Source organism: Collinsella sp., assembly GCF_052346665.1.
GTDB lineage: Bacteria > Actinomycetota > Coriobacteriia > Coriobacteriales > Coriobacteriaceae > Collinsella.
On the sequence record NZ_DAWDUX010000020.1, the window covers coordinates 21985 to 23944 of the forward strand.

Consider the following 1960-nt stretch of genomic DNA (forward strand, 5'->3'; position numbering starts at 1 on the left):
CCCTGGGCGAGCTCGAGGTAGCGAGCGCCCTTGGCCTTGGTGCCGAACATGGTGCCGACCTGGGAGCGCAGGCCCTTGCCGAGGTCGTCGAGGGAGGCGCCCACGGGCAGGCCGCCCTCGGAGAACGCGGTCTGGCTGCGGCCGTAGACGATCTGCAGGAAGATCTCGCGCATGGCCACGTTGATGGCGTCGCAGACGAGGTCGGTGTTGAGGGCCTCGAGGATGGTCTTGCCGGGGAGGATCTCGGAAGCCATGGCGGCGGAGTGGGTCATGCCCGAGCAGCCGATGGTCTCGACGAGGGCCTCCTCGATGATGCCCTCCTTGACGTTAAGCGTGAGCTTGCACGCACCCTGCTGCGGGGCGCACCAGCCAACACCGTGCGTGAGGCCGGAGATGTCCTTGATCTCCTTGGCCTGGACCCACTGGCCCTCCTCCGGGATGGGCGCGGGGCCGTGGTATGCGCCCTTGGCGACGGGGCACATGTTCTCCACTTCCTGTGAGTACTGCATGCCTCTCCTCTCTTTCGTAGTCGCTGCCGGACGCACGGTTTTGATTCCGATGGACCGGGCAAACCTGACATGCAGCTTTATTTTAACCCGAGTTGGGTCGCCTGCGAGGGAGAAGGTAAGTTGAAACGCTTTAATATGGGCGAAGCGTGGCAGGAGTGATCATGTCCGAGGGGCCGCGCCAACGGGGGACGCTATGCGTTGCGATCTTTGCAGGTGCCCGATGTGGAGCCGTCTTCGTGCGCGCGCGCCTCCTTGTTCGCGCGTTTTGCGGGAACCTTGAAGGTGACACCGTCGGACTTGCGCGCGGCGTTGACGCGCGTCGGCGTGCTTGTTCGCTTGTCCGTTGGCCTGAACTTGACGCCCGCCGGCCGTTTGACGCCACCCCAGTCACCATGTGCCACATGATGGGCGTTATGCGCGCGGCGGCTCCAGCGGTTGTAGATGCTCTCTCCTGTAGTGGAACGCATACCCATGCAGGGGGCGGCGATGACGACGGGCAGCAGATACTCGATGGAGCGCCATATGACGAGACCTGCAGACAGATGCCATCCGAACATATTGCCAAACAGGTAGGTAAAGCCGACTTCGGCGCCGCCTGCTCCACCTGGCAGCGGAATAGCGTTAACGAGCAGCTCGACCATGGAGCCGGAGGCGAGGCAGACCAGCAGGTCGGCCTCGAGGCCAAACGAGCGCAGAACGAAATAGGGCAGCGCATACATGCAGCCGAGTTGGATCAGGGTAAGGAGCTCTACGATGGGGAGCACATGCCAGTTGGATGCTGCAGAGCGGAAAGCCTGTGAAAACGTGGTGACCTGCGTGGTGAGGAAGTCGAGGTAGCGCTCATAGCGCTCTTGGTTGAGGATGTGCAGCGTGCGCCCGATTTTGAGACCGAGTGATCCGAGTTTTTTGATCGGTCCGGGCAACAGGCAGAGTAACAGCACGCCGCCGACCTGGATGAACTTGTATCCGAACATGAAAATGCCGATCCAGACAACATCGAGCCCGATGATCTTGATGTCGGCGAAGGTCTCTAAAAAGTAGTTGCCGCAAAAGAGCAACATGATGGCGGCGAAGATGCCCTCACCCGCCTCATAGAGGGTGAAGCGTACGAATTGCAGGGCAGAAGCATCGGCCAGGGAGAGGCCCGCGCGCGTGAGGCGGTAGATTTGCGACGGGATGACGCCCGCGCCGCCCGGGGTGAGACGCATGAAAAAGACGCCGGATGCCTCTACGCTCATGAGGTCGCGGAATCCGACGGGGGAGTCGTGGTCGATGACGACGATGGCAGCGTAGGCCAGGATGCCGAAAACGTAATAGCACAGAAAGCACGCGACGCCCGCGATGATCCATTTGGGATTGACGCCGATGAGCGCGCGGATAAAGTCATCGAGTTGTCCGCTCATGACGAGGTAGGCGGCGTAGGCGACACCAATGAACGCAAGGAAGATGAA

At 61.5% G+C, this 1960-nt stretch carries 2 protein-coding genes; both read right to left on the reverse strand.

Annotation, left to right across the window (positions count from 1 at the left end; all coding sequences use genetic code 11):
• On the reverse strand, nt 1-509 hold a 509-nt coding region (locus ACT8II_RS05145; RefSeq protein WP_443813200.1), incomplete at its 3' end, for an iron-sulfur cluster assembly scaffold protein.
• A gap of 191 nt (nt 510-700) precedes the next feature.
• The coding region (locus tag ACT8II_RS05150; RefSeq protein ID WP_443813201.1) for a lysylphosphatidylglycerol synthase transmembrane domain-containing protein at nt 701-1960 on the reverse strand (1260 nt) is incomplete at its 5' end.